We start from the raw sequence: 25,150 nt of genomic DNA, 5'->3' as shown, positions 1-25,150 counted from the left end.
AATATGCAGTTGAAACTCAGGGTTCTTCCTCTATATACAGGAAAGCACACAGCATTTTAGTAACTGCCTCTCTTTGAACAGGAGAGAGCTTAGCCCAGAGATCAAGAAGCTTCTTTTGCTCCTTCGTCAGATAAACAGAGTCCTCCTCCTGAAAGAACTGGGAAAGCGTGATGCCGAAGCCCGAACAGATCTTCTCGATGGAAGCAACATTGGGTTGGAGATTTCTTCTCCGCCATGTTGAGATGGTGGATTGGGTCAGGCCAGAGTTTTCTGCAAGGGCATACTCAGACCAGTTGCGGGCAGCACGTTCTTTCTCTATGCGGCCCAGAATATCAAATGTGGGCTTCTCTCGTTCCATGGTTGACCTCCTTGTACAAATCGTAGTGATTACTTACGATTTTATTGTTCCAAGGCTTGACCGTTAATTGCATTAGTCGTATACTTTCAATAGTATATATCGTAGCAATCAAACCCTTTTTAGAAATCTCGCACAGATTTTAGAACCAAAAACTTTTTGATAGACAAAGAAGAAGATAGACAATGCCTGTCCACCACGGTTGCTATAATGGGGCTGAACCGAAGAGGAGGGCAAACCAATGACAGCAGACACCTTAAAAACGACCCGTGTTTTGGAACTTTATCAGGATTTTCTTTCTGGTAAGCTCATCAATAAGCAACAGGCCGCAGAGCAGTACCATGTGAACGTCCGTTCTATCCAGAGAGACATCGACAGCATCCGGGATTTTCTTTCGGAACAGTGTGCCAAAGAAGGAATCGTACGAAAAATCGAGTACGACAAGAAAGAAAATGGCTACCGTCTGGTCACACAGGAGATCGAGCAGCTTTCCAAAGGTGAAGTGTTGGCCCTATGCAAGATTCTGCTGGAAAGCCGAGCTTTTACCAAAGAGCAGGTCGAGAAGCAGTTGCAAATCATCCTGAACCTTTGTGTGTCTCAGAAAGAAAAAAGCGACATTGAGTGGTTTATCAGCAATGAACTGTTCCACTATCACGACCCGGCTCATGCAACCGTTGACCCGGACAATCTGTGGATGGTGGCACAGGCCATCCGAAATCAGTCGGTACTGGAAATTGAGTATCAGAAGCTGAAAGACCGTCAAATCGTAAAACGGATGGTTGAGCCGGTGGGATTGATGTTCTCAGAGTATTATTTCTATCTCATGGCTGTTATCACAGACCACTCCACCAGAGAGGCTTTCCATAAAAAGAACGATCCTTATCCAACCATTTATCGGCTTGATAGGATGCATTCCATCAAGGAAACCGGTGAAAAGTTCTCTGTTCCCTACAAAGACCGCTTCAAAGAGGGCGAGTATAAGAACCGCACTCAGTTCATGTTCGGCGGTGAGCCGCAGAAGATCAGCTTCAACTACTATGGTCCATCGGTGGAAGCTGTGCTGGACAAGTTCCCCATGGCAAAAGTCATAGATGAAAAAGAGGGTGTGTGCTCCATTGAAGCCGAAGTCTTTGGCACAGGCGTGAAAATGTGGCTGCTCAGTCAGGGCAGTAAAGTTAAGGTGACTGCACCGGAAACGCTGGTGCAGGAGATGAAGCAGGAAATCGAACGTATGAACGGCCAATACTAAGGAGGTTGTTTTATGAAGATGGTTGCAAATGAGACTGAACTGCGCAATGCTCTGAAAGAAAAGGCACCGGAAATCACGATTGTAACATCGTACGCGGATACGGTAAAGAAAAAATATGGATTGGATTTGAAAGCAAATCCACTTGGAAAGATGCTTGTAACGGGTTTTGGGCCAGTTGTGAATCACTTTATGAACCCGATAGGCGAAGAACTGTCTTGGTATAAAATTCAATTTTACACGCCGGGAAAGCTTGTAATTGAACGAGAAAAATAACGTAAAGGAGCCTCGATATGGATTTCAAATCATTACGGAGTGATAAGCTCAAACTTACGCAGGAGGAATTTGCAAATCTCTACGGAATCAGTATTCAGGAAGTTCAGGAACTCGATAAGACCGGGAAACCTGATATGGACTTGATTGTCAAAATAGCAACCAAGTCTGGGTTGGACTTCAATACGATCCTTTCTTATGAAAAGCCGCGGGTCAAACCTATCAGTGCAAAAGATACTTGGGAGAAAACGAACTTTACCAAAAAGAGTTTGTCAGGCTATCTTAATTCTGCGCTGGAACAGATGGATATTCCCGATGATATGCAAAAAAATTACATAGACGACCTTGAAATCGGCATCATGTCGAAGTTCGTTAAACCTACTGTGGCTATCGTGGGCCGCTCGGACACCGGGAAAAGCACTCTCATCAATTCACTGATTGGTGCTGAAAAAATGCCAGCGAAATGGACACCGACTACTTCAACGGCAGTTTATGTAAAGCACATTAAAGATCGTCCTGCGTTCATCCATGATGAAGCATGGATTTTCAAAAGAGAATGCGGCAACGAGAAGTTTTGGAATTCTAAACGACTTTATGATGAAAAATACTGCGAAAAGTGGAAGGTTGCCGGAGGAGATTTAAGCCTTCTGGAAACCTATTCTACTCGCCAAGGCGGTGGATTAAAGACGGAGGCTGGTTCCGCAGTTGTTTTCGTTGATGCTCCGATTCTTTTGAACTGTGATATTATCGACTTGCCGGGCTATGGAACGGAAACTGCAAGTGATGATGTTATTACGGCAAAGACTGCGGCACACGCAGATGTTTTGATTTACTTATCGCTGGCAAGTGGTTTTTTGAGAATTGAAGATATTGAATATCTGAAGAACAATGTCCGTACGCTCCCTGTTTTAGAGAAAAAAGGCGAAAATGGTCTTAAACCGTTGGCAAACCTGTTTGTTGTAGCTTCTCATGCAGATTCTGTTGATAATGGCAATGAAATTTCTCTTGCCAATATTTTGAAGAGTGGCTGTGAGCGATATATGTCTACGCTGTCGGACAGCTATTGGAAAAGCCGTGCAGAAGAATCTGGCTATGACTATTCTCCCGCTGTAATTCAGAGCCGCTTCTTTACTTATACAACTGATATTCCTGCGCTCTGCGAAAAATTTAGAAATAACCTAGAAGCTGTTCTGGAGACAATTCCCGAAATCGTTGATACGGAATGCAAAGAATCGGTTCGGGCGTATGTTGCCAGAAAAGAGCCGAATTTGGAAGCTGAAATCCAAAAGTACGAGGCACTTGTCGAAGATCGGCAGAAATACGTTGAGCTTTTGAAAGATATTCAGGATTCTGATTTGGAACGAACTGCTGAGAACGATAACAAAAAGCGTGAAATCAAAGATTTGATTCATTCTCTCAGCGGGGAATCTCTGAATGAATGCACAAAGTATTGCACATCGGTGCTGACCGTTGATGAGATTACACGAAGAATCAAATCCAAGGGTATCAAAAATAAAAAAGAGGACATTCAGCAATTTGCAAGCCAGTTGCAGGATGAAATGCAAAGTAAATGTTCCGATTTGCTGAAAGAGAGATCGGAACAGTTGTCTGTGAAAGTCAAAGAATATGTGAGCGATTATCAGGAGGGTGTTCAGGCTTCGTTTCAAGAAGCAAATCTTAATGCAGACTTTGATGCTGGTTATGCGTTTGCATCTTCACTTGCTAAAATCGGAATTATCGGAGGACTGGGAGCTTTTCTAGCTGCTGATGCAGCATTTGCTTTTGGAAGCTGGGCTTTCCTCTTTGGCATAGGTGGTCAGATTGCGTTGTTTGCCAATTTCCTTGGCCCGATTGGTATTGTGGCAGGTGCGCTGATTAGTGCCGGACTGGGCATTATGAAACTTTTTGGCGGCGGTTGGGAAAAGAGTGTCGCTAAAAAGCTGGTGAATGCTTATGAAGAAAAAGGTGTTACTGACCAGTACAGAAAAGCCATCAATGAATATTGGGCGCAGACGGAAACTGCATTTGACCAAGCAGCCGAGCAGCTCGATCAGGCGTGGACTGCTTATGTGGAACGGTTGCAGACAACTGTCGATAGTTACGATATTGAGCAAATTGAAACTTCGCTTACTGCGGCGAAAGGTATTCAGAATTTTTTCGAGCATATCCCATTGTAAGGAAATGGTTTTGTGACCTCTACAACTGGGATTTGGAATGAAAGGAAATTGCTATGAATCCGATGTTCAATGAATACAAGGATGCCGGTAAAATTCAGGAAGCATTGCTGATTGGACGCAACATGGTGAATAAAGCTCCGGGAGACTCGGAGTGCGTAAATGCCTATTTGGATTTCCTGCTGATGCTGGCTGAAAAATTGCCTCGTACCGATGAACGTAAGAGTTTTGCAGACCAAGCAAATCTTGTTCTCTCTTTTTATGAAGAAAATGCAGATCTTACGGATGACATCATCAACGACATTCATGTGTACCATAATCGACTTGGTGCAGTAGTTACGGACATTGCACAGCTCGAACAGGAAGAATACGAAAAACAGAAAAGAGCAATCGAGGCCACCAACACCACGCAAATCAAAAAGCTCTATACCATAAAGCAGAAGTTGGAAAATGCCAAGACCCATGCAGAGTTTGACAAGCTCTTGCAGGAAATTAGTGCTGTGGATGCTGAAATTGACCATGATAACTTAACGTCAGAGCAGAAAACACATTATGACCAGTTGAACAAGAGCTGCACTGATACCATCAGTGCCAAGATGCGCCAGTTGGAGTACAAAGATAATATCGACTACAACAAAAAGGCTGTTAATGCATACAACTCTGCTTTTACAAGTTTCAAGAATAATGAATCGCGGTATAAAGATAAGAGCCAGCTTTTTGGCCTTGTTTCCACGACGCTGTTTGCATATGATGCAGGACGGTTATTTAATGAAACCCTGATTTTCTATAATCATGTCTATTCCTATATCTTTAGCAAGCTAGATGATAACGGAAAACTAGAGCTAACAAGGTATTCGATTGAGTGTGAACGAAAGCTGAGGTGAAACTTATGCTGACAGCACTAAGGAACAATAAAAGTTTGACATTCTATCAAACCACAGAATTCAGACCAAAGTTCAGCGTGGATTCTTCTTATACAGGCGGAATAACAGCAACAGCTATCTCATCTACTGCATACACCACTGCTACGGTTACAACGCAGTTCAATAATCAACTGAATGCTTTTTTAGATGCTTTCCATGCCGAAAGAGAAAGAATCGCAAATAAAGTAGCAGAAGGATTAGCAAAAGATTCAGAATATACAGGTGCAAGAAATGATGCAGTTAAGCTTGCGTGGGATTATGAAAAAGCCGATGTCGAAATGGGTGGTCGAGGTTCATCTGATTGGGATGATGCTCAATGTCAGGAAATAAAAGAAACCGGAAAAGTTAGAGGTGCTGAAGGCCATCACCAAAAGAATGTAGCAGATCATCCCGAAGATCAGGGAGATCCCGACAATATAAAATTTTATAAATCGAGAAAAGAACATCTTGAAAAAGGGCATAACGGTGACTTTCACAATTCAAGCGATGCACCTAAAATTGACAAAGACAAAATGCTTAAGAAAACAAATAGCAAGAGAGTCTTTAGAAATGAAATAAAGGGCATTGGGATAGCTGCTGCAATAGGTATTGGTGTTGGTTTTACTATTGGCTTTGCAGTTTCGTTGGCGCAAACGGGTGTTACCCCTGATTCCATTAAGTATGCTTTAATCAATGGCGGTAAGTCTGGACTTTCATCGGGTATTCAATCCACCATTGGATACGGGATAGGAAGAACCGTAGGACAACTAGCATCTCAAGCATTGACGGGAGTTTTCTCCAATGTAGGACTTGAAATTACGGAAAATATAGCTAAAATGTGTAATATGGGTGCTGTTGGAGCTATAACAATAGGTGTCTTTTCAACCGTACAGTTTGTAAAGCTGGTTTGCAAGGGTGAATCGTTGAAAACAGCGGCTATCCAAGTTGGCAAGCAGGCGTTGTTCTCGCTTTCACTACTAGTGGTATCCATTACTGCACAAGGTATTTTTGGCGGCCCAAGTGGAATCATTGTGTCTGTCGGAGTTGGAATCATCTTCGTAACCTACACGATAGCTGATACTGTTCATCAGCGGAATTATTCGGAAAAACTTCGTGTTTATATGATTGAAAAATGCAAACCGATATTTGCTTAGGAGGTCCTTATGTTGATAGATGACTTTGTCAGAAGTGCCATTAAGCAAGATAAGCGGAACGTTTTTGAAAAAACAAAGCTGCTTTCCACTTGCCCAGAGGTTTTGAAAGAATTTTATCAACAAGCGAACCCTGTGGATGTTGAAGTGACCATGGATGGTAATGCGGTGAGATTCGTTCCGGCAGATGAGTTGGAAACAATTCAATCCGATTATTCTATGGGCAAAGAGCGATTCGTTTTTGCGACTTGCAATGGAGATCCAATATATGTATACGATAAAAAGATATATACCTGTTGTCATGGGACACGCAAAATAAAAGATGAACTGATGGCAGAGAATTTCGCAGCGTTCTTGGATTTAATTGATTAACGGTTCTTCGAGTAGAAGTAAAAAAATAAAATGTGCAGGGTAGCAGCAACGCCGCCCTGCACATTTTTGTTAAGTAAAGGATTTGAGCACTTCTTTCAGTGCTTCACGCTGCTCCGAGGTAAGCTGGGCCAGAAGTTCCAAAAACTCCTGCTGTTCCTCCGGGGTGAACCTGTTTTCTGGCTCAGAATGATTTTGGCGGTTCATAAAAGATGCTTGCTCCTTTCGGCAAATCCTGCTCTGCTATCAGTTCGGCACGAATCTGACGCTTATATTTATAATAGGTGTTCCGGGCAAGACCGGTGAGCTTCATGCACTCGGCATCGTCAAGTGTGCCGCCAAAGGTCTTGCAGTGGGTGCGGATGATCTGCTTGGCTTCTCTGGCTTTCTTCGTTTCAAAGCCAACACCCTTTTTGCGGCCAACCTGCTTGCCGTTCAGCCGGGCGGTCAAAAGGCCCTCACGGGTGCGCTGGTGCAGATCGGCAACTTCTTTTTCGGACTGCTCAAAGGCCAGCTTGATCTGCTCCTTGGCCAACGCCATCAGATATTCGTTGATGCCCTTCAAGATGAAGTCCACATTTGTCCCTGTCATGGCAATGCTGCCGGACAAAGCCTTTTTGTAGGTTTCGGTGTCGATGTGGTGCTCTTTCAAAAACACCAGCCGGATGCCCCTGTGGTAAAGGTCTTCGTACAGAGTAAAACCTTCTTCTGCATTTCTGGACATCCGGGACACAGAATCGAACACCACCGTATCCCCAGATTTCAGAATCCGGTAGAGCTTCAGCCACTCTGGGCGAAAAATGGATGTGCCGGTATAGGCTTCCTGCACGATATGGGCAGTTGGGTATTCGGCCTTGATGTTGCGGATCTGACGGTCAATGCTCTGCTTTGCCGTAGAGATACGGCAATAGCCATAGATGTTCATGCGTCTCCTTTCTGGCTCAAAGATAACGAGCGACATTTTTAAGACTGTGTTTTGCACCTTGAAATGGCCTGAAAATGGCTGGTTTTAATACAAAACAGAATATACGGTATTTTTAATACAGTTTTAGTGGGCATAGGCAGTCATAAAATCAGAAATGGTAGTGCACGGTTTGTGATTGGCGGTGTCCTCGCCATCCAAAGGAGCGTAGTTCCAGTCGGTGTCCTCGTCAATATATCGCCGCCCATCATCCGGCAGTTCCAGCGGTTCCGCAAGAATAATGGTGCCCCAGTGGTTGACCATCACAAAGGGCGCAATCTCACAAGGGATGCCCCGGCACTCGTCATCATGCCGAACATCGTAGGCGTACAGACCATCCGGAATGGTATCTCTCTTGATGCGGATGCTGGTGAACAGCGCAGGCTTTCCGCAAACCGTGATCTCTTCGTAGTGTTCGGTCATTGCATTAAAGGTCATAATCTGTCCTCCTTAGATTTCAATGATAAAAGCTCTGAATTTCTCTTTGTAGAAATCCATTGTACTCTGCGGCAGGGAAGTCAGATTCCCTTCGTTGTCACATCCGGCCAGAAATCCCGGCCCAGCAAGAACATCGGCTCCATCCCACAGCGGACGATTGAGCGGCAGGCCAAGCAGCTTGCCTTCATCATTGCAGACCAGTGTGACCTCTGAACCGGTATCACTCAATGTGATGCATTCGATCAGCCCGCCTACAAATTTCTGCATGGCTTCAAGGGTGTTGTCCAGCTCAATCTCCTTTGGCAGCTCCATTGGCAGGAGCGCAAGGACTTTGATTTTTTCGTCTTTCACTGTGTGCCTCCAAATAAAAATAGGACAATCCACGCGGACTGTCCTGCAAAAGTAAAGGGAGAGCATCCGAAGACACTCTCCCAGTTGTACATATAATTTTTTGCTCAGCTGATGCCAAACTCTTTCATCAGCCGAGCACGGTACTCCTTATCTTCAGAAGCCCGCTTTGCATCTTCAATACGGTTCTGATCGAACAGCTTCTTCATCAGCAAAGCCAGCGTATCTTCCCCTTCGGCTTTTCCCTTTGCAATGCCACGGTTTTCCACTTTATCAAGCACATCGCACATATTGTGTGGGCCTCCAGTATAGTGTTTATTTTTTGCGTACCATACAACGCTTTTTGAAGAATGCGATGCCATAACAGAGGATGTCATCATAGTCATCCCGGAAGTCCGTTGCATACATCCGGTCATTGATCTGCTGAATGGCAGCATCACAGGCATCCGGCAGAGCATCCAGAGTTTTGGCATACTTGGCTTCAAAAATCGCCACACGGCCATTGCGGATATCCTTTACAATGACATCGCTGCGACCCTCGCCATGCTCTTTGTTGGATTCCACCACATAGCCAGCACCAGTAAAGATGCCCGCAAGGAAAGCGTGGTAAAAATCCTCCCGGTAGTCGTGGTAGCTGATGGTCATGCGTAGCAGCTTGGTCATTTCTTTTGTCAGAGCTTCGCTGTTTCCGCTCCAGACTGCATCAAACAAAGGGCTGCGGTTCCATGCCTTTGCACTGTCGTCAAACCATTTGCTTACAGTGGTTTCAAAAATTTCCCGAATCTCTGCATTGGGAATCATCAACGCAGAGCAGCCATCCGGCAGCGAATCCGGCAAATCTTTATCACGCACTTTGGTCAGATAGCCTGTCAGATACAGCACACTCCAAAGATTTTCCTCCGAGGAGTGCAGATAATCGTAGGTCAGGTTTTCTTCAATATGCTGAACAATAGAGCCGCCAGCCATCAGAGTTTCAAGCTTTGTGGTGATATTGTCGCCTGCATAGTCGATGAAAGAACGGATGATGGCGTTATCACTGGTGTTTTTCCAATAGCTTTTCGGCTTCTGTGCTACACCATACTGGAAATCCCGCAGATAACTGATTACGTCCCACGGACAATAAATGTCTGCATCGCCAAAATGATAACCGTCGTACCATGCCTTGATTTCAGCAGACTGCGATTCAAGACCAGCATCTTTCAGCATTTGATCTACATCTGTCTGTGTGAAACCAAAGGATTCGCTCAACCGGGGAGAAAGAATCGTGTCCGAAACAAAATTGTTCGTCCCGGTAAAAATGCTTTCTTTAGCAATTTTCAGACAGCCGGTAACAACAGCAAAGTCGAGGGAGATATTGTCTTTGAGCGTGGTGCTCATCATAGCCCGCATCACGTCCAGCATCTGCGAATAATATCCGTTGCTGCTGGCTTTTGCAATGGGAACATCATACTCATCCAGAATGACGACCGCCGACTTTTTGAAATGGATTTCCAGCATCCGGGTCAACAGCAAAAAGCAGTTTTTGGTTTCATCCATGGATGCAGTGCGTCCCAGAATCCGCTTAAAGATGCCTTTGTCATCGTCGGAAATAGCATCGTCATCCAAAAGAAACTGATAATCCTGAAATGCAAATGCCAGCTTCATGCACAGCATTCCATAGGCACTTTCAAAGGTCAGACCGTCCGTGTCCTTGAAAGAGAAAAATACCACAGGACACTGGTTCATCCATTTTTTGCAAAGCTCTGTATTTTTGGAGATTGCCAATCCCTCAAACAGTTGCTTGCTGTCTTTGCGGATATCCAGAAAATTTGCGAGAGTGCTCATACCAAGGGATTTTCCGAAGCGACGAGGGCGAGTAATCAATGTTACTTCAGCGATACCTCCGCTAAGAAGTTCAGAAATCAGATTGGTCTTGTCGATATAATAATACCCGCCTTCTCGAATCTTCTCAAAATTCGAGATTCCGACAGGAAACTGCAAATCTTTCATGCAATGCTCCTTTCCGCTCACAGAGGAGAGCTTTCAGAACTCACTACTGTAAGTGTACCATGAAATATAGAATCATACAAGAATCAAGTGACATCGAAATAGAGCAGTTTTATTATGCTACGTTCAATCTGGTGGCTTTGTAGCAGTCGGCGCACATTCCCTCATGGGTAGCGGCAAACTCTGCGGCCTGCATGATGGAGCCATCCTTCAGCTTGACCCTCTTGATGGGCTGGTTGCACCGGGCGCAGATGCAGGGCACAGGCGGCTGTTCCTGCTTCGGGCTAGCGGATCTCGGTTTCGGCTGCTTTTGAGGCTCTGCTTCAGGCTGCGGTGCGGCATCTTCCGGTAAATCTTCTCCAGCATAGACATAGAGACCAAGACCGAACATAGCAAGGTTCTTCACCAAGCACCGCATGATAGCCTTATTCACATCGAACATAGAGGCTGCTTCTACGGTGCGCTCTTCCATGCCGACCTTTTCACGGCGGCGGGTCTGCGGATTGTAGTCCCATTTCGGGGTGGAGTAGGTGTAAGGCACAGCTTTCATGGCTTTGTTTGCGCCATCCAGTACAGGCAGCCACATTTCATGCGAAACGCCCTCAATCGTGACCGAGGTATACACCATGAAGCCGGTTATGGGGTCATAAACATAGGGCAGACCGTTGAATTTCTTGACCTCATAGCTGGCAGCGGGATACAGCTTCTTCACCTCTGCCCAAGCATACGCCCAGCTCACATACTTCAGCTCGGTATTGCCGGACTTTTTGACTTCCAGATGATCTTTGAAGTCAATAGCAAATAATTTTACGAATGGATTTTCCATGATAGCATCCTTTCTGATAAAAACCCGGCGCAACAAATGAATTGCTGCGCCGGGTTTTGTATTGGGTAGCTTGAGCGAGCGACAACCACCAGCTTTGCTGGTGGAATAAAAACGGCTTTAGCCCTAGACAAAGAGAAACCTCCCCGTAGAATAGAGTGTGGGTTTGCCAACCACATTCTAGGAACAGGGAGGTTTATCTTTGAAATGAAAGATAACAAAGACGTAGATAGTTTAAGCCATACCACGTGGAGATGTCAATACCATGTAGTGTTTGCACCGAAATATCGGAGAATGGTAATTTACGGTCAGATCAAAAAGGATATAGGGCAGATACTGCGCCAGTTGTGCGAACAAAAAGGTATTGAAATCATTGAAGCGGAGGCCTGCCCTGACCATATCCATATGCTGATAAGTTTTTCGCCGAAGTACAGCATTTCCTATGTCATGGGATATCTCAAGGGAAAGAGCAGTCTCATGATTTTCGACAGACATGCAAATCTGAAGTACAAGTATGGCAATCGGCATTTCTGGGCCAGGGGATACTTCGTGGATACGGTAGGAAAGAACAAAAAGAAAATCCAAGAGTACATTAAAAATCAACTGCAACAGGACCAGATTGCCGATCAGTTGAGCCTTAAGGAGTTCGTGGACCCGTTTACGGGTAGCAAGGAAACTAAGGCGTAAATAAAAGGGCCCCTTGAGGGGCCTGCCACGAGACAGGAATGCAGTTGGCAGACCCATTCGTGGCCCCTTAAGGGGCTTTGCTAGTATTATGCCCTTCTAGGGCTTACTCAAGCCACCGGCTCAGCCGGTGGTTTTGACTGCTGTACTAAACAAAGTTAGAGAAACGGGCAATTTTGTATTGCCGTACTAAACAAAATTGGAAAAACAGGCAATTTTGTATGCCAGCAGACATACAAAAATCATGCTGCATGGATAATGGTAAACCTGCGGCTGCTCACATTCTTGCTGTACCGATTGAAAATATCGGGCTGTTCTTTCTTCAAACGCTGGGAATCCACACGCTTGCTTTCGGAGGATACCCACGATACCTTATAACCCGGTGCTGTGCCATAAGCGGCATCCTGCATTTGCAGCTTGACCTGTTGCTCGATAGCCGTTTTCTCCTGTTCCATCTGCTCGATTTGATTAGAAAGCTCCTGCCGCTTGTCCAACAGATTACGGATGGGATTTAGATCGGCAGTTTTGTTTCGATCATCTGCAGAGTATAGCTGATTGATCTGCTGTGTATCCCCCTCGCTTCCGGTAGGTACAGGTGGAATTTCGGGCATTACGTTGTATTTCCAGAAGTGCTCTTCCTTTGCAATGAGGTTGTTCAGAACTTCTTTGTCGGTTGTGATCTTGTGAATCACCAGTTCTTTCCCGAAAATCAGAGCAGCAATGTACCAGCAGTCAAAACCGCTGACAGCCAGATAGTGATTGACCTGAGCCATGTAATGTGCAGGGATTTTTCCATCAGCCCACTTGTCCGCAGAAAACGGCGAAACCGTTTTGCACTCTAATCCAGCTTTTTGCCCAACGATCAGGCGGTCAAAATCTGCCAGAAGCAGCGGATGTTTCTCGCTCTGGTAAATGGCATTTGCACGGCGTACCTTCAGACCGGTTGCTTCGGTGAAGCGTTGCGCGACATAATCTTCCAGATCGCGTCCCTGGCGCATAGCCTCATTATCGATGTTCTCAATAGTTTCGCTGTTTTTGTCGCAGTAAACCTGAAAAGCAGAACGATAGGGATTTACACCCAGAATGGCACCTGCATCGGTGCCGGTAATACCGCACTTGCGGTAGCGGAGCCAATCCTCTTTGGACAGGTTCAAAGTTGAAATCAATCTTTTCATGCGCTTTGCATCCTTTCTTTCATAATAGATTCGGCAAGAATGAAGTCATATTCCACCAAGTCTTTCATGATGGTGGAAAAGTCGGCAGCTAACGAATGGCAAGAGCCAACCCACAGGTCATAAAGAAAATCCAGAATATTATTTTGCACCCTGAGATGGTTCCAGTAGCGCTCCTCCAGTCTACCCTCGGATTCCAAAACAATAATGGCGGTGCTGATGGTACTTTTCATCGTGATCTCATAAGCCGTGGTAACGCTGATTTCAGAAGCACTCTTCTCAACGTTGTCAAAAAATTCCGTGAATTCCCTGAAAATGCGGTTGTTTACATCATTCATGGCTTGCTCCTTTATGCTGCTGCCAGCACCATCTTGTAAGCCTTGTCGATCATGGGGTTACCCTCTGCGGTGCGCAGGAACAGGTTTTCGTTGTAGTTTTTGGTCTTGCGGAGAGGGTCTGCGTGGGTGGCAAAATCAGAGACTGCGTTGATAAAGCGCCAACCGTTCTTGCCGACCCATTCCAGATCCGGTGCGTTGTAGTAGCGAGTCTTCAGATCTTCCTGCAAGCGCAGGTTATTCTTCCGCTGGCAATCGGACAGGTCCTCAGAAATCGGGAAAAAATCATTGATGAACTCCTGCACCTTGTGATCGGATAAATCGATGCGAGCCAGCTCTTCGCCACGGTTGCCGAGTTCAATCATATAGTTGCTGGCCAGCTGCAGGGTCTCACGGGCATCCTGCACGCGGAGCAGAACATTTTCGGTGTGGCGTGCAGTCCAGCTGCGCTTTGCAGTATTCAGCGCGAGGTTCAGCGTGTTCTGGCAGACTACACGGATCGGAGTCATGGTCACTTTCACACCAGAACTTCCGTCATGACTGTTGAAGATCACAAGATATGGTACTACCTGATCTCCAGCGATAAGATATTTCCTCGGAAGCCTTGCCAGCATCCAGACCTTCTTGCCGCCCTGCAAAGAACCGGCAGTTTCGTAAGTAACGCCCTCGCCCAACAGGTCATCCGTGAACTGAAATGCTTCTTCGTTCTGCACAATGCGGTAGCGGTCGGATACTACACCCAGAACAGCATCATCAGTGCTGCGGACATTTGCGCGATAGCCGGGGATCATAGAACCCGTGCCGGAATAGATATTACGGCTTTCCACCTGCCAATCCAGACCGGCCAGTTCCAAGGCTTCACGGCTTGCAGGGGCATCCATGATGATACGGCCAAGGCCGTGCCAAGGGGTCTCACGGACAGAGAACATCGTTTCAACATTTGCGGGCATAGTAAAATCTCCTTTTCAGTGTACTGTGATCAATTGTTGTTTTCCATTTCTTCAGCGATGCGGACGAGGACTTCCACCAGGACGGTGCCAACCTCTTTGACGATTTCGGACCAAAAGTTCATAATGCTTTCTCCTTTCTGCGCAGCTGCGCGTTAAAATACGATAGTAATAATGATAGTGATGGTGCGGAATAACAAGATGCTCACCTCCAGACATAAAAATAGCCCCTGAGTCTTTCGACTCAGAGGCTTTGGATCATGATTATTATATCTGGGTGAAAAATGGAAATTTGAGAAAGCTAAAGAAAGGGATTTATCATAAAAAATTATAATGCAGGACGAATTTGCGCTAAAAGAAGTTGGTCTGCCGGAAGCCACGGAACAGAATCAAGCTCCTTTTTAGTCAGCCAGCGTGCAGCCTCGGCTTCTTTCAGCACCAGTTTGCCGGAGACTACCTCACACCAGAAACAGTCCATGGAAAGATGAAAGGTCGGATAATCGTATTCAATGGTGTCGATGAGGTTGCCTACCGCGATCTCGGTATCCAGCTCTTCCCGGATCTCTCGTTTCAGTGCCTGCTGCGGGGTTTCACCCGGCTCGATTTTGCCGCCCGGGAACTCCCATCCGCCCTTGTACTCGCCGTAGCCGCGGGCAGTGGCATAAATTTTATGTTTCGTCTGAATATCGTCGCAGATCACGGCTGCAACAACGCGAATCATTTTCATGAAAATCTCCTGAATTATTTTTCATAATAGAGCGGACAACCCAGTTTTCTCAATTTGGATTCGATTGCTCCTGTAGAACGTTTTAGAATCAAAGAAATTCGTTTGACGCTGTTCCCCTGCTGGTGGAGCCGCAATAATTCACGTTCTTCTTTTTGCGACCATGCTGTTCCAGCGCGAGAATAACGCTCTGCCTTTTTGTTTCGAGGAAGAGACTTCAGATATTCAGCGGTAGATTCAATGGAGCAATGTTCCAATACGATTTTTAATGCTTCTTGAATTTCTTCCTGAGCACAACTATCATTTTCAGACAGAATCCAACCGGTTAAAGGATTAATACCTTTTGCAAGAGTTTCAATTATGGTGCGAGCCAGCATATCGTCCATAGTATGTTACCCCACGATCAATTTGTTGGTCTTTTTGAGGAACTTTGCAGGGATCGGGCGGTCCAGCTTCCATGTGATGTTCATGGGGCGGGAGCCCTCGTGCTTCACATAGTTCACCGTGCCCAGATAGGTATACGCTCCTGCCCCGCCAAAACGGGCATCTGCCTTGAACTCACGCACGAATAACAGCACGCGGCTTCCTTTTTCCCGGTGATGGATGTAGCGCTGCCCGGTGGCAGAGTTTTCGGCGGTGGTGCTCTGGCTCTGCCAGTGGAACAGGCTTTCGTTAATGGAATAATCCTTGTACATGGTGCTGGGAGAGTAATCTTTGTCCGCTTTGTTCAGGGTCACAAAGAATACGTCCAGCTGCTTTTCCGGCAGCCACTTCACGCCCTCGCGGACAGTGGCAGGCTTCAAAAAGTCCAGTGCCACTAGCAGCTGGTCGCGGGTATAGGTGCAGTGCAGGTCCAGCGGACAATCAAAGCCTACATCCACAGGTTCGTCGATAAAATCAATGCGGTCATATTGATACTGCAAAAGTGCCTGCAGCTCCCCCAGCAAAACGGGACTGTCTGAGAGAGCATACAGGTTATCGAGAACTTCTTCATCCTCCCAGCTTTCTGCGGCCTTACCCCAGAGAGTCACATAGAACATTTGCAGCATCCGCTTCTCTACTGGTGATAGAGCCGCAAAGTCGGTGTTGTCCAATTTTGGCAGAAGCCCCAGCAAAAAACGAATCCACCTGCGGGAATCGATGACCGCAAAGCGTGCAAAGGCTTTGGTCATAGTTTCTTCCAAAGGTTCTGCAAAATCGGATGCCGCCCCTGCACGGACGCACAGCCTGCTGAAGCAGATCTTTTTGCTGTAAATCGCACGCGGGTCAAGATGGTAGTAGTCGAGGAAGTTCCCCAGTGTCAGGGGCAGACCGGTATCCTCGGTAAAGGTAGCCGCCCGCGCCACAAGCCCGGAGGTGCGGTCATAGGAGGCGCTGATATTGTCCAGCACATATTTTGCGGCATATTTCTCCAACTGAATATAGCAGCCTTTAGGTGCAGAGACAAAGCCCTCTTTGAGCTCCCGGCTGACGCTGCGGGTGGTGTTGGAAAGCAGTGCTGCGAATTTCTCCTCAAAATTGTACTTTTTGTTGGCCTGTCCGATGAAATCCAGAACGGTCAGGCAATCCTTGTTTTCTGCCAGACGTAAGCCGCGCCCCAACTGCTGCAAAAACACGGTCAGCGACTCGGTAGGACGCAGGAACAGCACCGTGTTCACCTCGGGGATATCCACGCCCTCGTTGTAAATGTCCACCACAAAGAGAAAACGGAGCTCCCCGGAAACCAGCCGCTGCTTGGCGGCGTTGCGCTCCTCGTCAGGAGAGTCGCCGGTCAGTGCCATAGATGGAATGCCGTGGGTATTAAAGTAGCGCGCCATGAATTGGGCATGAGCGATGGAAACGCAGAAGCCCAGACCCTTTACCTCGTCGATATCGGTGACATATTTCAGGATGGAGTTCACCACAAGGTCAGCGCGGCGCTCCGCCACCATGCCGCTGAGGGTGTACAGGTTGGACAACTCGTTTTTATCGTAGCCGCCGGTACGCCATTTCAGGCTGCTCAGATCTGCGGTGTCGGTGACGCCGAAATATTGGAAGGGACAGAGCAGTTTCCGGTCGATCGCTTCCGGCAGACGGATCTCGGCGGCAATGCGCCCGCCGAAATAGTCCAGAACGCTTTTGCCGTCCATACGTTCCGGGGTAGCGGTCAGTCCAAGCAGGATCTTCGGCTGGTAATATTCCAACAGCTTCTGATAAGTGGGTGCAGCTGCATGATGGAACTCGTCCACAACGATGTAATCGTAAAAATCTGCTGCCGTTTTGGCGGCAAGCTCCTGAGAATTGAAGGTCTGGATGGAAACAAACAGATGATCAATGCTGTCGGCTCTGTGACTGCCCACATACAGTTCGCCGAAATTGGCATCCTTCAGTACCGCCCGGAAGGTGTACAGGCTCTGCTTCAGGATTTCCTCTCGGTGTGCCACAAACAGTAGACGGCAGGGCTGCCCCGGATACTGCCTGCAGAAGCGCTTGTAATCCAGTGCAGAGATCACAGTTTTGCCGGTGCCGGTGGCGGCGACTACCAAGTTGCGGTTGTAACCCCGAACGGTGCGCTCGGCATCCAGTCGGTCCAGAATTTCCTGCTGGTAGGAATAGGGCAAAATATCCAGGGTATAGATCCCGCTGTGGTCGGTCTCGCTGTATTTTTCAGCCTTCAGGGCGCGGGTCAGCCGTTCCCGCTGCCCTTCATCGTAATATTCAAACTCGCTGGAGTTCCAGTAGCTTTCAAAGGTGGCTGCGATCTTTTCGATGGTCTCCGGCAGGTCCTTTCGGGTCACCTTGACGTTCCATTCCAGACCGCTGGAAATTGCCGCATTGGACAGGTTGGAGGAGCCTACATACGCCGTAGTAAAACCGGTGTCCCGGTAAAACACATAGGTTTTTGCGTGGAGCCGGGTACGCTTGGTGTCGTAGCTGACCTTGATCTTCGTATTGGGCAGTGCGCGCAGCTCCTCGATGGCTTTCACGTCCGTAGCGCCCATATAAGAGACTAACTATTAAAAGTCAAGCCCCAAAATGAAAAAATCCCCTAAAATCCGTCAACCATTCGCTGCCCATGACAAACAGCATTCAAATGCTGGTCTTGGGACAGCGAGGGCGACGGAGAGAATAGCAAAGCAAGCCCAGCTAACCCTCGCAAAAACAGGATAGCATTTGAATGCTTCGGTTTGTCAAGGGTTCGCTGCGCCAGCTAAGTTGTTCTTGGATTTCGCTCAGGCTCTGGAGAAAATCAAGCAGCCGTAAGATACGCTTTTCCAGACTTTTGCAAGGCATAGATCAGCCGCACGAGTTTCTTCATGGCATGGGACAGGGCAACATTGTAGTGTTTTCCTTCAGAACGTTTCTTGGCAAGGTATTCAGCAAAGACGGGATTCCAGTGGCAGACGTACTTGGTTGCGTTGTAGAGAGCGTATCGCAGATAGCGAGAACCGCGTTTTTCCATGTGAGCATAGCAGTTTGTGAGTTTGCCTGACTGGTATGTAGACGGAGAGCAGCCAGCGTAAGCAAGGACTTTGTCAGGAGAATCAAAGTTGGAGAAATCGCCGATTTCAGCAAGAATCATGGCAGCGGAATGAACACCCATTCCGGGAATAGAAAGAATCGGTGGATGCAATTCATCCATGATTTGCTGAATCGAATCTTCAATTTCATCAATCTCGGAGGTGAGTTCCTTAATGAGTTTAATGGTGTGCTTCAATTCTAGAGATTTGGCAGACATGACAGAACCAATGGAAGTTCTGGCGGCCTCTCGAATCTGGATGGCCTTTTCTTTTTCGTAGCGTCCCTTGGACGCTGTTGCAAGAAGATTTGTCAGCTTGGTGAGATGAATTTCTGAAATCTGTTTTGCACCGGGATATTCACTGAGGAGCGCATAAACCGAAGCAATATGGAGAGAGGTAACGAGCTTCTCCAGTTCTGGAAACAGAATCGTGACCAGTCTGGACACTGACTGCTTCAGCTTGGCTCTTTCACGAACCTTATCGAATCGGTATCTTGTTAGTGACTTTAACTCTTCGTTGTGGTATGCTGTATCCGTGTAGGACTTGAGGTCTACATCGGACAATAGCATAGTTGCAATCGTTCTTGCATCCACACGATCGGTTTTAGTTTTGCGAAGGCTGAGACTTTTTCGGTACAGGTTGGTGTGCAAAGGATTCATGACATAGACGGCCAGGTCCTTGTCAAGAAGAAATCCAAGAATGTTGTAGCTGTAATGTCCGGTAGCCTCAAGTCCTACTTTTATTTTGTCTGACTTTTGGGTACAGTTTCGAATCGTTTGAAGCAGTTGCTTAAATCCATCCATGTTGTTGGGGATGGTAAAGCAGTCAGCACGAACCATTCCGTCTGAATCAAGAATACAGCAGTCATGCTTATCCTTGGCAACATCAATTCCAACACAAACCATTTTGATACCTCCGGCATATTTATTTCGATGCTGTTCAGGACCACAGACTTCTTTGCTCTTGTAACCTCGTTCTAAATAAACCGTCTGGCGGTATCTAACTGATTAACATTTCAACAAAGAGGCTGTGGTTGGAGCCTCCAATAAACCGTCTTTACGGTAGGTGAAAATTACCAATCCACAGCATCCTAAACATTGTAGCATACCGCTGGAGAGCGGTCTATAAATACTACTCTTTTATAATACGAGGGTCAAGATAAAGCGTGTAGTCGAATCTGCCGGGCCTCAACAGCGATGGCGGCATATACTTTGTGTCATTCGTTGTGGCAATCACAAAAAGGTCTGTGCTCTTTGCATCGTCAATACAGGCTTGTAAGCAAGCCCATTCTGGCGCATAGGGAGAGTTGGATTCTACATAGAGGTTCAAATCCTCCAAGAGCAGTATACTAGGTGCGGCTTCCTTTGCAGCCAAGAAAGCAGCCCTCAATTCATCCAGAAAACTGTTTTCCTGACTGGTTTTCCGAAAGACAAGAGACTTGCGGCCTGATTCTTTTATAAAGACGGTTGCCAGCAAACTTTTACCAAGGCCGGGGTCGGATTCCATCAGAAGCCCTCTGGGGATAGAAGCTCCTTTACTTTTATAAAGTTCTGGCCTTTTCAGTGTATCCAGTATCTGGCGTAGGATGTTTTTAGTAGATTCATATCCGATGATTTTTTCATCAAACTTGTCCATTGTTATAGACCTCCTTTGGTTCATCGTTTAATAATCTGGACATTCGTCATATTCGATACCTAAGACTTCCATCCGCTCTCTCGGTTTTTTCGGAAGATATACAGCAACCGAATATTCCCGGTTTTCGCAGCGCACTCTTTTCGATACAGACCTTGTGATATACTGCACACTATAATCATTCAGTATTTCATGGATTTGATTCCACTCATACCTACGGCTCATGTGGAACTTATTTAGATTCTGATAGGAAATAGTATCTACGATAACATGGATATGTGGGTTTTCTGTGCCGAAATGAATTGCATACGCAGCAATATAACCATTGTTAGCATAAAAAGACACTATCCGTTCAGCAATTATCTTTAATGTCGCTACTAAAGAATTCTCTTCTTTAGAAAATGAGATCACTCTATGTTTTGCTAAATCTTTCCAATGCTTGAATTGTCTCTTATGATTGAATTCCATAAATTGATGTACTGCCAAAGGATTTCTCATATACCAAAATGGAAAACCGAAAGGTTTACACCCAACAAATTGATTGTCGTTCATTATTGTCTTTTGAGGATCAAACGCATAACAAAGAAGACTGCAAACGTCTTGCTCCGTAGAATATTCAATCTTCTCACTTTCGTTCACGAATTTGATAATCGGCATATTTTTTTACCTCTTCTCTGATTTTATCGTATTCTTTTTGATCAATCCAACATGCTATCTTAAAAATGCTGTCAGAGAACTTAGCATCCATTATATTCTGCTCTCTGTACAAGCTCTCTTTTAGAATTTTTGATCTCGGCTTTCCGCTTTCGTTTTCACGTTCTACTAATAATTCATATTCTTCTTCTGAAAGATATACGGTTACTCTATGCCTTTTTTCCACTTTCAAGTGCTCCTTTCTATTGATACAATTTTCAGATAGATAAGATAATTTTCACACAAGAATACCTATTAAGAATCATAACATCGGTGCAGCTTTCAGCCATTTTCAAACAATATATACTATTATCTAATGTTAATAATAATTATATTATTTTTAATAATAATATCTTGTATTTATATTATCTTATCTTATAAAACAAAGGGAGCTCCGCTCCCAACAGGTGTGGCAAAATGTGTGTGTGTCCCACATCATTCGCTCGACCCGAAATAGCCTACTGTCATTCAGCTATTTATCTTAATGTTAGTGCTGTTAATAAAGATTAAATTTCACCTTCTTTCCTCTCCACACATTATCCAGCATTAACACCAAGATTATTTTTATGTACACCTCATTATCAAGCATTATTTTCAAGCAACAGAAAACCCACATGGAGTCATTATCCATGTGGGCATTTTTCGTATTACCATCCAGCAGCTTTCATATGAGCTTCCTGCACAATATATTCTTGTACTGCTCTCTTTGGAATTTTCCATACTCTTCCAATTCGCATCGCCTTGATTTTTCCTGTCTTCAAAAGTTTATAGGTGGTGTTCATACCGCAGTTCAGCATATCAGCAACTTCTTCCGGGGTTATCAGGGTGTCGTAATAATCAAACATAACGGCCAATCCTCCTTTGATGGGTTACTATACTGTTGCCGAATGTCAAATCACACCAGATACAGAGAAAGGGCAACCACTTGCGTGATTGCCCTTAGACTATGTCTTATGCGCTTTCCTTCTATGCCATTTTCGACAGTTTTGAAAAAATCCGCTTTGAAATTCTGCTTTTGTCTGGAGTTTTAGCTCTTTTTAGGTTCAGTTTTTTCTGAAAGTGTCGAAATCAGATGATTGACCAATCCGTCCTACTGTGTGCTTAGCACAGTTGAATCTATGACACTTGCCCAAAAACTCTGTGGTTCGCCCGTTGGCTCATAAGGCTCTCTATCATAAAACGCTCTCATAATATGGCTCATTGTAGAAATCAAGAACGATTTTCTTTCTTCTTGATCTCCTATATATTCAATGGGTTTAAATTCAAAAAGATTCATCCTTTCGCCATCATCTTTATTTATCAAATACGGTTTTTGATTTACATAATCGCTAAGTCTTTTGTATGCGCTCTTTGCATCCATCCCCGCATACATATAAAGAATCATTGTCACCTTTTTCAAAAAACAAATATAGTTTTTGTTGCTCAATGTTCCCGGTCTAATAATCAGCTTATCTGAATAAAACACAATCGGAACACAGCGTTTTTCTGTGAAATCAAATAGTCTCATATTGATTTCTTCCTCTATCAATCGTTTTCTTTCTTTGCTCGTCCCTTTCGGAATAAATTTAATTATTGACAAATAGTTTTCCAATTCTATGACTTCTCTACAATGATAAATCATTTCCTTAACAAACTGATTCATGACACGTTCGCTCCAGCTTGCTTCAGCATAATCACTTTTCTCGATTTCAAGCAATTCATTGAAAAAACTCTTATACAACTTTTTCAACCGAGTTTTTCGTTGTCTTTGGTCAGTGCTTTCATTTTCATCATCTATTATGTCATACTCGGAATCCACTTCATGTTTTTCGTTCTTTTTATTCTTTTTTCTATTTATCTGATATACATTTAATTGATTTTTTATTAATGCCATCGTTCGGTTGATCTCGATGTATTCGTCTTCTTCTCCACCCTCATCTTCTATCATATCTTTTGCTATTTTTCTAATCACTGGTGCTAAAAAATCTTTTACGCTTTCTTGATTTATTGATGGAATATATCTGCACGGATACATCGTTTGGATATATCCATTTTCCTTGCCCTCACTCATGAGGATTTCATTTTCATACTTCAAAAAACTATCGAGTTTTTCTTTCAATCTCTGTACGTCTGCATCTATTCCGTGATTGTTTTTTGTGGTCTCACCTTTTTGCTTGTCACACATCAATTCCTTAAAAGGTACTTCTTCTGCTGATAAGTATTTGAGCGTCAACAATGCACATGCAAGCGCATTGCTATAAAAAACAGGTCTATAATCGTATATGAAGCAATTTAATCCTTCCCACGGCTCTTCTTCTTTTACGGCATAGAAAAGCATCTCATTCATAAACTTGTCTGTGAGCTTTCCATCCTCGCCCTTTCTGTCCCTCTGTATCAAAAAATTCCAACTTAGGCAATTTACTAAATTTGTCTGCTCTAAGTCCGCTTTAAGTTCATCCTCATTTTGGTACAGTGAAAAACGTTCCAGTCCAATCATTTGATTTTCTCCGTCATATCGTCACATTTTAAGATGTCACAAAAACGTAATTTTGTGACATCTTTTTTGTTCTGCGAATTTTGGTTTTTTGGTATACTTCGCATCACAGTGACGGACACCTCTCACGGGTAACCGCCCACTGCATCGCACATTGAGAATTTCATAGTGGGTAGCATACGCCAATGGAACGGTCAGACTGCCCACAAAAAACATATTTGCAAAAGGAGGTTTTTACCATGAGTAGCAAATTCATAGTCTCAAATCGAGTTCACGATCCACCCAGAGATTTTACTTCTGTACCTGCCTGTACCTTTATCAACAGCAGTGGTCAGGAGTTCATTGATATGGAAACGCATCAAATAGATATAGATGCCAGAGATGCGGCCTACCGACAAGAAGTACACAATCGACTAGTTCGGCAACAGAGTGATCCTGCCCAAAAAGCTGAACTAAAAGCGTTCCTGGCCGAGTTTAATCACTTCGATAATTTTGGATTCGATGTAGATATTTACAAACGCCCTTGGATCATTAAGAAGCGGGCCCCGAACGACTCTCGACCAATCCGGCGGTCATTCACATCTTGCTATGATTTCAAGGCTATTGTTGTAAGGAAGATAGAGCGCGACAAAACAACCGAATGGATTTATGTATCGTTCCGTATTCCCAACAAACCGTCCGGAGCATTCTGGCTGGAGAAAGGCGATTTTAGTCCGAAGACGTTGCTGAAGAAGTTCATGGCTGCGGGTGGCCAGATCCATTATACCGAGGACAGTAAACGGTGGGCTGATTTGTTGGCGGCTTTCATCAGTGCAATTTTGGACACTGAACACCCATACTTGCTGCCTCCTGTTGGATGGTATCAACTAGAGGATGGTCGCTGGCTCTATACGCCGCAAATGAAGGACACCTTGGCTACCTCGTTGTTGAACACCACTGACTTAGAGAAGTTGCCCTTGGCTTTGGTCAGGATTTTAGGGATCATCAAAACTAGAATTTCTGATAAATTTGAGGGCGTTCATCGTTTCTTTGCTCTTTTAGACAATGATGTTTCTACTTCAACAAGAATGACGGTTGACGACATACCAAAGCACTTCAATCAAATGCTCGATCAGCACGGCCCGGATGTCTTACTATCAGTCTACGGTGACAATCCAGGAATTGCCGCTACCGTTGGTAACTACCGTTCAACGACAAATTTTGCCACTCTGCTTACAAGGACTATGACAGAACCCTGGTTTCCACTGTGCCTTATCGTATCTACGAACGGCATTACCGACTTGCAGCGGAAGTACTGTCTATTCTTGCCTCGTGAGGAAGATCATACAGCCGCACTGCCGCTGTCCGAAATCTTTAGCAAGCTGTGTGCCCTTGTTGAGCACAACCCAGATGCGTTTGAACGTATCGTTGAGCGGACTTATACTGCTGCCTTAGATTCCTTGGATGAAGAGTGCGCTTTCCGGCACGAGATTGGGCTTCTGAGCATTTCTTCTGCCGTTCTTTGCTGGGCATTAAAGCTCCTTAAACAACCGGATTTAGCACAAACAGCACACGAGGTCTGTCAGGCATACATAAATAATTGTTTATCCGAGTGGGACAGCTCTCTGGATTGCAACGCCAAAGAGATTTTACGCAGGGTACTCTATTCCGCACAAGAAGCCGGGGACATTCGTCTTCTCCGCTATGGAGAGGTCGATTCTAGCTATGATCCTGACCGGGATATCGTACAAAAAGGAGGTGACTTTCTGTTGAAAGGTTCCTTACTAAAATATCTGATTTGCGAATATGCACAGGGCTATAGTGCATCTGCCATTATTTCGAATTTGCAAAGTGAGCATTTGCTCTCTGAGTTCAGCACTGCCAAAAAGATTCGTATTGACAACGGAACCTATGTAGATGCTCGACTTCTGACCTTGAAACGCAGTTGCTTGACCGAATATGAAGATTCTGATTAAAACAGGAGG

Annotated in this window: 27 protein-coding genes and 1 pseudogene; 8 read left to right on the top strand and 20 right to left on the bottom strand. The window is 45.1% G+C overall.

The window, feature by feature from the left end:
* Positions 1-16 precede the first annotated feature (16 nt).
* Entirely contained in the window at positions 17-358 is a 342-nt protein-coding gene (locus MTP43_RS02655; protein WP_113621499.1) for a helix-turn-helix domain-containing protein, read from the bottom strand.
* Between the two features lie 238 nt (positions 359-596).
* On the opposite strand from MTP43_RS02655, the gene MTP43_RS02650 reads away from it, so the two are divergent.
* The 6 genes from MTP43_RS02650 to MTP43_RS02625 are packed head-to-tail and all read left to right on the top strand — an operon-like array spanning position 597 to position 6,473.
* Complete coding sequence (locus MTP43_RS02650; protein WP_113621500.1) at positions 597-1,604, top strand: helix-turn-helix transcriptional regulator; 1,008 nt, start codon at positions 597-599, stop codon at positions 1,602-1,604.
* Positions 1,605-1,616: 12 nt separating this feature from the next.
* Positions 1,617-1,877, top strand: a complete 261-nt coding sequence (locus tag MTP43_RS02645; RefSeq protein ID WP_113621501.1) for a hypothetical protein — start codon at positions 1,617-1,619, stop codon at positions 1,875-1,877.
* A gap of 17 nt (positions 1,878-1,894) precedes the next feature.
* A complete protein-coding gene (locus MTP43_RS02640; protein WP_113621502.1) occupies positions 1,895-4,051 on the top strand; it encodes a dynamin family protein in 2,157 nt (718 codons plus the stop codon).
* 53 nt (positions 4,052-4,104) lie between these two features.
* Positions 4,105-4,932, top strand: a complete 828-nt coding sequence (locus tag MTP43_RS02635; protein ID WP_113621503.1) for a hypothetical protein — start codon at positions 4,105-4,107, stop codon at positions 4,930-4,932.
* 35 nt (positions 4,933-4,967) lie between these two features.
* Positions 4,968-6,104: a hypothetical protein gene (locus tag MTP43_RS02630; RefSeq protein ID WP_173016319.1), complete on the top strand. Its 1,137-nt coding sequence runs from the start codon at positions 4,968-4,970 to the stop codon at positions 6,102-6,104.
* A gap of 9 nt (positions 6,105-6,113) precedes the next feature.
* Positions 6,114-6,473: an SMI1/KNR4 family protein gene (locus MTP43_RS02625; RefSeq protein WP_113621505.1), complete on the top strand. Its 360-nt coding sequence runs from the start codon at positions 6,114-6,116 to the stop codon at positions 6,471-6,473.
* A gap of 69 nt (positions 6,474-6,542) precedes the next feature.
* Here the strand turns inward: MTP43_RS02625 and MTP43_RS14405 are convergent, their stop codons facing one another.
* The 7 genes from MTP43_RS14405 to MTP43_RS02595 form a co-directional block, all read right to left on the bottom strand.
* Positions 6,543-6,677 (bottom strand): hypothetical protein, encoded by a 135-nt coding sequence (locus MTP43_RS14405; protein WP_256466396.1) that lies wholly within the window; start codon positions 6,675-6,677, stop codon positions 6,543-6,545.
* The gene (locus tag MTP43_RS02620) at positions 6,655-7,395 is read right to left on the bottom strand and encodes a recombinase family protein (RefSeq protein WP_249235050.1); all 741 of its coding nucleotides are present in this window, start codon (positions 7,393-7,395) and stop codon (positions 6,655-6,657) included. The genes MTP43_RS14405 and MTP43_RS02620 overlap by 23 nt, the downstream gene beginning before the upstream one ends.
* A 123-nt stretch (positions 7,396-7,518) precedes the next feature.
* Positions 7,519-7,869 carry an LPD28 domain-containing protein gene (locus tag MTP43_RS02615; protein WP_112145919.1) on the bottom strand — a complete coding sequence of 117 codons (351 nt, stop codon included), beginning with the start codon at positions 7,867-7,869 and terminating at the stop codon, positions 7,519-7,521.
* Positions 7,870-7,881: 12 nt separating this feature from the next.
* Entirely contained in the window at positions 7,882-8,220 is a 339-nt protein-coding gene (locus MTP43_RS02610; protein WP_215675174.1) for a DUF3846 domain-containing protein, read from the bottom strand.
* Between the two features lie 104 nt (positions 8,221-8,324).
* A complete protein-coding gene (locus tag MTP43_RS02605; RefSeq protein ID WP_005938715.1) occupies positions 8,325-8,507 on the bottom strand; it encodes a hypothetical protein in 183 nt (60 codons plus the stop codon).
* Between the two features lie 25 nt (positions 8,508-8,532).
* A complete protein-coding gene (locus MTP43_RS02600) occupies positions 8,533-10,206 on the bottom strand; it encodes an AAA family ATPase (protein ID WP_249235049.1) in 1,674 nt (557 codons plus the stop codon).
* 112 nt (positions 10,207-10,318) lie between these two features.
* Positions 10,319-11,029 carry a Sak single strand annealing protein gene (locus tag MTP43_RS02595; RefSeq protein ID WP_249235048.1) on the bottom strand — a complete coding sequence of 237 codons (711 nt, stop codon included), beginning with the start codon at positions 11,027-11,029 and terminating at the stop codon, positions 10,319-10,321.
* A 204-nt stretch (positions 11,030-11,233) separates the two neighbouring features.
* Here MTP43_RS02595 and tnpA point away from each other — a divergent pair, with 204 nt between their 5' ends.
* Positions 11,234-11,713 (top strand): IS200/IS605 family transposase, encoded by a 480-nt coding sequence (gene tnpA, locus MTP43_RS02590; RefSeq protein WP_055185423.1) that lies wholly within the window; start codon positions 11,234-11,236, stop codon positions 11,711-11,713.
* A 239-nt stretch (positions 11,714-11,952) separates the two neighbouring features.
* Here the strand turns inward: tnpA and MTP43_RS02585 are convergent, their stop codons facing one another.
* The 12 genes and pseudogenes from MTP43_RS02585 to MTP43_RS02530 form a co-directional block, all read right to left on the bottom strand.
* Positions 11,953-12,885: a YqaJ viral recombinase family nuclease gene (locus tag MTP43_RS02585; RefSeq protein ID WP_015536603.1), complete on the bottom strand. Its 933-nt coding sequence runs from the start codon at positions 12,883-12,885 to the stop codon at positions 11,953-11,955.
* Positions 12,882-13,220 (bottom strand): hypothetical protein, encoded by a 339-nt coding sequence (locus tag MTP43_RS02580; RefSeq protein ID WP_005924138.1) that lies wholly within the window; start codon positions 13,218-13,220, stop codon positions 12,882-12,884. The genes MTP43_RS02585 and MTP43_RS02580 overlap by 4 nt, the downstream gene beginning before the upstream one ends.
* 11 nt (positions 13,221-13,231) lie before the next feature.
* Positions 13,232-14,167, bottom strand: a complete 936-nt coding sequence (locus MTP43_RS02575) for a DUF932 domain-containing protein (RefSeq protein ID WP_249235047.1) — start codon at positions 14,165-14,167, stop codon at positions 13,232-13,234.
* A 325-nt stretch (positions 14,168-14,492) separates the two neighbouring features.
* Positions 14,493-14,891 carry a (deoxy)nucleoside triphosphate pyrophosphohydrolase gene (locus tag MTP43_RS02570; protein ID WP_113621515.1) on the bottom strand — a complete coding sequence of 133 codons (399 nt, stop codon included), beginning with the start codon at positions 14,889-14,891 and terminating at the stop codon, positions 14,493-14,495.
* 14 nt (positions 14,892-14,905) lie between these two features.
* Positions 14,906-15,274: a hypothetical protein gene (locus MTP43_RS02565; protein ID WP_147323237.1), complete on the bottom strand. Its 369-nt coding sequence runs from the start codon at positions 15,272-15,274 to the stop codon at positions 14,906-14,908.
* 6 nt (positions 15,275-15,280) lie between these two features.
* Positions 15,281-17,875: pseudogene (locus tag MTP43_RS02560) on the bottom strand (DUF3427 domain-containing protein); the annotation flags it as partial.
* Between the two features lie 242 nt (positions 17,876-18,117).
* Positions 18,118-19,293, bottom strand: a complete 1,176-nt coding sequence (locus tag MTP43_RS02555) for an IS110 family transposase (protein ID WP_113620654.1) — start codon at positions 19,291-19,293, stop codon at positions 18,118-18,120.
* Positions 19,294-19,519: 226 nt separating this feature from the next.
* Entirely contained in the window at positions 19,520-20,023 is a 504-nt protein-coding gene (locus tag MTP43_RS02550; RefSeq protein ID WP_242983847.1) for an AAA family ATPase, read from the bottom strand.
* A 27-nt stretch (positions 20,024-20,050) separates the two neighbouring features.
* On the bottom strand, positions 20,051-20,677 hold the full coding sequence (locus MTP43_RS02545; protein WP_113621516.1) for a relaxase/mobilization nuclease domain-containing protein: 627 nt from the start codon (positions 20,675-20,677) through the stop codon (positions 20,051-20,053).
* On the bottom strand, positions 20,646-20,900 hold the full coding sequence (locus MTP43_RS02540) for a hypothetical protein (protein ID WP_147321751.1): 255 nt from the start codon (positions 20,898-20,900) through the stop codon (positions 20,646-20,648). Before MTP43_RS02540 ends, MTP43_RS02545 begins: the two co-directional genes overlap by 32 nt.
* Positions 20,901-21,360: 460 nt before the next feature.
* A complete protein-coding gene (locus tag MTP43_RS02535) occupies positions 21,361-21,558 on the bottom strand; it encodes a helix-turn-helix domain-containing protein (protein ID WP_005924090.1) in 198 nt (65 codons plus the stop codon).
* Positions 21,559-21,803: 245 nt separating this feature from the next.
* On the bottom strand, positions 21,804-23,189 hold the full coding sequence (locus tag MTP43_RS02530) for a hypothetical protein (protein ID WP_113621517.1): 1,386 nt from the start codon (positions 23,187-23,189) through the stop codon (positions 21,804-21,806).
* A gap of 236 nt (positions 23,190-23,425) precedes the next feature.
* On the opposite strand from MTP43_RS02530, the gene MTP43_RS02525 reads away from it, so the two are divergent.
* Positions 23,426-25,141, top strand: a complete 1,716-nt coding sequence (locus tag MTP43_RS02525) for a hypothetical protein (RefSeq protein ID WP_113621518.1) — start codon at positions 23,426-23,428, stop codon at positions 25,139-25,141.
* The last annotated feature ends 9 nt before the right edge of the window (positions 25,142-25,150 follow it).

The sequence above is a fragment of the Faecalibacterium sp. IP-1-18 genome (assembly GCF_023347355.1).
Lineage (GTDB): Bacteria > Bacillota > Clostridia > Oscillospirales > Ruminococcaceae > Faecalibacterium > Faecalibacterium prausnitzii.
This window is presented reverse-complemented; position numbering and strand designations above follow the sequence as displayed.

Coding starts and splice junctions, on each gene's coding strand:
- MTP43_RS02655 (WP_113621499.1), bottom strand. CDS start 358: ATGGAACGAGAGAAGCCCACATTTGATATTCTGGGCCGCATAGAGAAA.
- MTP43_RS02650 (WP_113621500.1), top strand. CDS start 597: ATGACAGCAGACACCTTAAAAACGACCCGTGTTTTGGAACTTTATCAG.
- MTP43_RS02645 (WP_113621501.1), top strand. CDS start 1,617: ATGAAGATGGTTGCAAATGAGACTGAACTGCGCAATGCTCTGAAAGAA.
- MTP43_RS02640 (WP_113621502.1), top strand. CDS start 1,895: ATGGATTTCAAATCATTACGGAGTGATAAGCTCAAACTTACGCAGGAG.
- MTP43_RS02635 (WP_113621503.1), top strand. CDS start 4,105: ATGAATCCGATGTTCAATGAATACAAGGATGCCGGTAAAATTCAGGAA.
- MTP43_RS02625 (WP_113621505.1), top strand. CDS start 6,114: ATGTTGATAGATGACTTTGTCAGAAGTGCCATTAAGCAAGATAAGCGG.
- MTP43_RS14405 (WP_256466396.1), bottom strand. CDS start 6,677: ATGAACCGCCAAAATCATTCTGAGCCAGAAAACAGGTTCACCCCGGAG.
- MTP43_RS02620 (WP_249235050.1), bottom strand. CDS start 7,395: ATGAACATCTATGGCTATTGCCGTATCTCTACGGCAAAGCAGAGCATT.
- MTP43_RS02615 (WP_112145919.1), bottom strand. CDS start 7,869: ATGACCTTTAATGCAATGACCGAACACTACGAAGAGATCACGGTTTGC.
- MTP43_RS02605 (WP_005938715.1), bottom strand. CDS start 8,507: ATGTGCGATGTGCTTGATAAAGTGGAAAACCGTGGCATTGCAAAGGGA.
- MTP43_RS02600 (WP_249235049.1), bottom strand. CDS start 10,206: ATGAAAGATTTGCAGTTTCCTGTCGGAATCTCGAATTTTGAGAAGATT.
- MTP43_RS02595 (WP_249235048.1), bottom strand. CDS start 11,029: ATGGAAAATCCATTCGTAAAATTATTTGCTATTGACTTCAAAGATCAT.
- tnpA (WP_055185423.1), top strand. CDS start 11,234: ATGAAAGATAACAAAGACGTAGATAGTTTAAGCCATACCACGTGGAGA.
- MTP43_RS02585 (WP_015536603.1), bottom strand. CDS start 12,885: ATGAAAAGATTGATTTCAACTTTGAACCTGTCCAAAGAGGATTGGCTC.
- MTP43_RS02580 (WP_005924138.1), bottom strand. CDS start 13,220: ATGAATGATGTAAACAACCGCATTTTCAGGGAATTCACGGAATTTTTT.
- MTP43_RS02575 (WP_249235047.1), bottom strand. CDS start 14,167: ATGCCCGCAAATGTTGAAACGATGTTCTCTGTCCGTGAGACCCCTTGG.
- MTP43_RS02570 (WP_113621515.1), bottom strand. CDS start 14,891: ATGAAAATGATTCGCGTTGTTGCAGCCGTGATCTGCGACGATATTCAG.
- MTP43_RS02565 (WP_147323237.1), bottom strand. CDS start 15,274: ATGGACGATATGCTGGCTCGCACCATAATTGAAACTCTTGCAAAAGGT.
- MTP43_RS02555 (WP_113620654.1), bottom strand. CDS start 19,293: ATGGTTTGTGTTGGAATTGATGTTGCCAAGGATAAGCATGACTGCTGT.
- MTP43_RS02550 (WP_242983847.1), bottom strand. CDS start 20,023: ATGGACAAGTTTGATGAAAAAATCATCGGATATGAATCTACTAAAAAC.
- MTP43_RS02545 (WP_113621516.1), bottom strand. CDS start 20,677: ATGCCGATTATCAAATTCGTGAACGAAAGTGAGAAGATTGAATATTCT.
- MTP43_RS02535 (WP_005924090.1), bottom strand. CDS start 21,558: ATGTTTGATTATTACGACACCCTGATAACCCCGGAAGAAGTTGCTGAT.
- MTP43_RS02530 (WP_113621517.1), bottom strand. CDS start 23,189: ATGATTGGACTGGAACGTTTTTCACTGTACCAAAATGAGGATGAACTT.
- MTP43_RS02525 (WP_113621518.1), top strand. CDS start 23,426: ATGAGTAGCAAATTCATAGTCTCAAATCGAGTTCACGATCCACCCAGA.